Source organism: Methanophagales archaeon, assembly GCA_021159465.1.
In the GTDB taxonomy this organism is placed as follows: domain Archaea; phylum Halobacteriota; class Syntropharchaeia; order Alkanophagales; family Methanospirareceae; genus G60ANME1.
In genome coordinates this window covers 1-5484 of record JAGGRR010000006.1, presented here as the reverse complement: position 1 = coordinate 5484, position 5484 = coordinate 1, and the positions used below count along the sequence as shown (strand labels likewise).

Genomic DNA, 5484 nt, shown 5'->3' with positions numbered 1-5484 from the left:
CCGGGATTGTTCGTACTCCGCTCATTCTGTCGCCTTCGATGTCTCGAATGTCAAATAAGACCGTGTTGATGAATAGCTTGGTGAAAAAGAAGTAGAAAATCAAAGAAATTAGAGTGAGACCTCGAAAAGAAACTGTTAAAGGGAGAAAAGCCCCCGCAACTGACCAACTTAACGCAATAACAATATTTTTTATGCCTGTTATGTCTTTCAGTCGGAAATTTGATATTTCTATGCTATATATGATTCCGATACCGAAAGGGAAAAGGATTATAAAAACAGCAAAAGGGTTCTGTAAAAAAGATAATGATAAAGCAGTAAAGTAAGATACTATCGTAGCCCATGTAACAAAACATTTATTCTTTTCAATAAATCCCGCCCTTTCCGGCACATTTACTAAATCTTCTTTTATATCCGTCAGTTTATTTAGGTTGTATACTGTAAAAGTGAGTGAGAAAGAAGCAAGAAGTAAGCTAAAATTAACCTTTATATTGTAGAGTAAGAAAGAGAAATAGGCTAATAAAGAAGCATTCATGGCAATGAATATAGAACTTATGATCAATAAAGACACAAAATTATCAAGCAATAAGTAAAGATTCTTGAGAAAATTGCAAAAACTAACTTTTATACCCGCGGCTTTTATATTCCTGTCCTCTGCTACCTTGGATATCACAGCATTAACTGCTAAAAATCAAAGAAAGATTGGTTTTGCTCGCTTTAAATACCACTCGAAAAGTTCCTTTCCCCATTCAATCGCTTCTTTACCATAGCTTATGATATCTCTATTGTAGTCATAAGACCCATCAACATGAAACAGTCCGAGGGAGAGGAAATAATCAGTAACAGTAAAAGCAGCCTTTATGTTTTCTTCCACTGTGTATAGTTTAAATTTGAAATTTTCATCCTTAATTGCCTTTTTTAATACTTCTTGATTTATCACCTCTAACATTTTATTGAACACTTCTTCTGTTATTACAAGTTCCACATCAGCCCTTTTTTTTAGAATTAACTTCTCAAACAGGGGCGGATACTCAGGAACGAAAATTGAAGATACTCCCCTTATCTGCTTACTACTCGCTAATAAGTTAATAAAACTCGTGTGGACTTTAAAAATATCAATAGCAGTATCTTCGAGAAGAATTGAGCCCTTCAACCACCCGATCTTCTCGAGCAGATGCGTTGGAATACCGCTGAGGTCGTGCGTAAGCCAGAAGTCCTCGTGCTTCTTCAGCACTTCCACAGCATCAACGAAATCACTCAATTTTAATCCTATAACATACCCTATCCTCGTCAGCCCATATTTCCTCGATTCGTCCTGAAAGATTATATTCTCCTTCTCAAGCTCCCTCAATGCATGTATTGCAGTTGTAGAACTTACCCCGAGTGAATCCCTCAACTCGCTCAGCGTCCTCTTGCCCTCACGTAAAGCGATGATGATTCGCCTGCGCAGCTCAGAGCAAACAGCGATGCGGATACTATTCTGGATATTCTGCCCTTTTTGCCCTTTTATTACACTTCTATCCCTCACTGATATCTCTTCTTCACCTTCTATAATGGTTGCCATATAAAAGTACGATGGACAAGTACTTGATATATAGTTAATGTTTTGAAACATTGTTCAATTAAAGCAATTTTGTCCTAAACTGAATACTATTTATACATCCTCTACAAAAATTGTAGAAAATGAGTTTGGAAGAACCGGGTAGAGGGGATGGGAAGCGGCAGTCACTCCTGTTTAAGGTCGCAGATGCTGCCAGCAGGGCAAAGAACCTCGATGAACTATTCCGCTCTGTCCATGAGTATCTGAATGAGCCTATGAGAAACACCAGCATCTGTATCATTCTCTACGATGATAAAAAGGAATCTTTGAATCTGGTTTATCCTGCGAATGTGAAAGAGAAGAGTTCCCTTAGTTTATGGTGGAAAACTCTCGCATCCTATCTAATAAAGGACGGGAAAACGCTTATCGCCACCACGGAACTTATCAGCAGGTTGACCCATGAGAAGGCTGAGACACTACCCGCGGTCTTGCTTGGCACACCGCTAAGAGTAAAGGATAAGGTCATGGGCGCTATGTGCCTATTTAACTACCATGATGCATCCGCGTATTCGGATAAGGACCTGGAGATGCTCAAATTCGTAGCAGACCAGATAGCCATTGCGATAGAGCGAAAGCAGATGGAAGACGCGTTGCGGGAGTCGAAGGAGAAATACTTAAGTCTGATGGATGATGCTATTGGCTCGTTATCCTGCGGTATTATCATCCTTGATGACCATTTCCGGGTCGTATGGGTTAACCATGCAATAGAAGAGTTCTTTGGAATCGAGCGAGATGCCATTATTGGGATGGATAAGCGACGGTTGATAAAAGAGAAGATAAAGTACATCTTTGAAGAGCCAGAAAAGTTTGAACGTGTAGTACTCAGTACATATGACAATAATACATACATCGAACAGTTTGAGTGTCATGTGCTCCCCGGAGTGAATAGAGGAGAGCGTTTCCTTGAGCACTGGAGCACCCCTATAAGGACAGGTGTATTCGCAGGTGGGAGAATAGAGCATTATCATGACATCACAGCGCGAAAACGAATTGAGCAGAGACTGACAGCGCAGGAGAAGAATCTCAGCCTTGTATTCGATAATCTGCTGGATGGGATCCTGATAGTTGATTATGACGGTAGGATACTCAAATATAACTCCGTTCTCGCAGCGATGTTTGAGGTAGAGCCTGAAGAGATGATAGGGGGGAATATACTCGAATTAGTGGCACCTGAATCCCATGATGCGGTGAGGGAAGCCCTCAAAGATGTGCACGCGGGGCGAGGTGGCTATTTAGGCAGTTATCGTGTGATAAACCGATCAGGACGAGAGTTATGGGTTGAATGGCTCGGAACTGACATGATCTATGAGGGGCGGCATGTAAACCTCGTCTCTATAAGGGACATCACCAAGCGGAGATACATGGAGAAGGAGCTGAAAGAAGCAAGTGAATTCCTCGAGAATATCATTGATAACATCCCGGATACTATCACTATCAAGGATTCAAAACACCGCCTCGTTATGGTCAATAAGGCATATTGTGAGATAACGGAGCTCAAGAAGGAAGATGTGATAGGGAAGACGGTGTATCGTGATAAAGACGAAGAGGTATTTCAGACGAAGAGGGTGGTAAATATCCCCGAACGAACCTATACTGACAGAACCGGTAAACGCCATTATGTATCGGTAAAAAAAGCGCCATTGGTTAATGAAGCAGGAGAAATAACCCATGTTCTGACGATAAGTCATGATATCACCGGGTTAAAGGAGGTAGAGAAGGAACTGGAGGCGAAGAATAAAGAGCTTGAGCAGTTTACCTATACAGTGTCGCATGACCTCAGAGCACCCCTATTGACAATTCAGGGCTTTATACACCTGCTTCGCGAAGATTTGAAACGAAACGAGCAAGATAAGGTGGATAAAGAGCTCAAATACATAGAGGATGCCGCGAAGAAGATGGAGAATCTCCTCAATGACACCTTGCAACTCTCCCGTATCGGTCGTGTGATGAATCCACCTTTAGAGGTACCATTCGGTGAGATTATAAATGAAGCGCTGGAGCAAACAAGGCAGCAGATTGAATCAAGCGGTGTGAAGGTCACAGTAGCTGATGATTCCCCTGTTGTTCATGTTGACCGTATGAGAATAGTTGAGGTGCTAGTGAACCTCATAACGAACAGCATAAAATATATGGGCGATCAACCGCATCCGGAGATATTTATCGGTTATCGGAAGAAGGATGACGAAGTTGTCTTCTTCGTGCGGGACAATGGCATAGGGATAGACAGGAGTCAGCATGAGAAGGTATTTGAGCTTTTCTATAAGCTCGACAGCAATACCAATGGCACAGGTGCCGGACTCGCCATTGTGAAGAAGATAATAGAAGTACACGGGGGACGCATCTGGATAGAATCAGAGAGGGGGAAGGGGTGTATCGTTTGCTTTACACTCCCTGTATCCGGCTGAACAATATTTTATCGCCACAATCTCCACTTCCCATACCTCCTGCAAAAAAAAACGAATATTGGATTGGAAACGAAAGGTGTATATATGTAATATAGCGTTTATTTCCAATGCATGAGATAGCGATAGGGAGAAAGATGGGGATAAAATGGGATAGAAAAATGAAGCAAATCGTGATTGCCACTATATTATTGGTCGCTTTTGCTGGCACTGTATCCGTATCCGTAGCATCCGCAGCCGCGGCGCTAACTGTAACACCAGGGCAGGTGAAGCAGGGTGACTTTGTTACCATAGAAGGCACGGACTTTCCGGCTAACAGTTCGGTTGCTCTACATTGTGCCATCTCTAATTTTACGATACCAGTATCTCCAGCGGGGCGGTATGAATACGAGTTATATGGACTGAATATCTCTGCTCAAAATACGAGTTTCGTGCTGCGCCTCCATGGAGTACAGAACGACACGGAGATGGTAATAAATACCCCTCCTATATCTTTAGTATTGAATAAAACCAATTCATGGCTTAATTTCTACTATGATGAGCAGAACCATACAACGGAGATAAACTCAACATCGAAAATACCTCCGGGTAAGTATAATATAACATTACGAGGTACTGCTGAGGCTAAAGAGAACGCTGATGCTGTGTATATTGACCTTACAATCACCGATGAAGTCATGACCGGCGCATCGGGTAGATTCCGCATAACCATTGATACCCATGGGATACCACCCGGACAATATAATATAACCGCCGATGGCCATAATGCCTCATTCACCTTAACTACCCCTAAACTGAGTATAATACCATCAACGGTGGCATCAGGTGATTCCGTTACCATAGAAGGCACGGACTTTCCTCATAAACCGATAACCTTGAGTTGCACCATCACAAATCACACAATAAACGTCTCAAACGGAGAATATAAGGATAAATTAGAGAAACTTAATATATCTTATCGGAACACAAGTTTATCACTCATGGTGCATGGAGTAAATAATGATATTGCTATACGGATGCCCATCTGGATAAACACGAGAATAAACAAAGACAGTTTCCAGAAATTGGGGTTTGTATTCCGCTATTACACCAATAACAGCACGGCTACGGTATATCATAGAATGCCTATACCAACAGGAATCTATGATATAGAGGTGAGAGGGACTGCAATAGATCCAAATGCTACTAATATTTCGATTGATGTAGCTGTTGATATAATGAATATCATGCCAGATGAGACAGGAACTTTCCGCATAACCATTGATACCCATGGGATACCTACCGGGCGATATAATATAACCGCCATAACCGCCGATGGCGATAAATATAACGCCACACTCTTAATAAACTCTTCTCCCGCACCCATCCCCACTCCCACTCCTACACCAACACCCTCACCAACTCCAACCCTCACTCCAACACCAACACCAACACCCCGACCAAGAGTCGCCGGTGGCGGTGGCGGCGGCAGAGCACCCCTTGATA

Annotated in this window: 4 protein-coding genes; 2 read left to right on the top strand and 2 right to left on the bottom strand. The window is 42.4% G+C overall.

Annotated elements, in window-relative coordinates:
* Nucleotides 1-670, bottom strand: a 670-nt coding sequence (locus J7J01_00125; GenBank protein ID MCD6209301.1) for a UbiA family prenyltransferase, incomplete at its 3' end; no start/stop codon positions are given.
* Nucleotides 671-688: 18 nt separating this feature from the next.
* Nucleotides 689-1525: a winged helix-turn-helix domain-containing protein gene (locus J7J01_00120; protein MCD6209300.1), complete on the bottom strand. Its 837-nt coding sequence runs from the start codon at nucleotides 1523-1525 to the stop codon at nucleotides 689-691.
* A gap of 155 nt (nucleotides 1526-1680) precedes the next feature.
* On the opposite strand from J7J01_00120, the gene J7J01_00115 reads away from it, so the two are divergent.
* A complete protein-coding gene (locus J7J01_00115) occupies nucleotides 1681-4002 on the top strand; it encodes a PAS domain S-box protein (GenBank protein MCD6209299.1) in 2322 nt (773 codons plus the stop codon).
* Nucleotides 4003-4136: 134 nt separating this feature from the next.
* On the top strand, nucleotides 4137-5484 hold a 1348-nt coding region (locus J7J01_00110; GenBank protein ID MCD6209298.1), incomplete at its 3' end, for a hypothetical protein.

Coding starts and splice junctions, on each gene's coding strand:
- J7J01_00115 (MCD6209299.1), top strand. CDS start 1,681: ATGAGTTTGGAAGAACCGGGTAGAGGGGATGGGAAGCGGCAGTCACTC.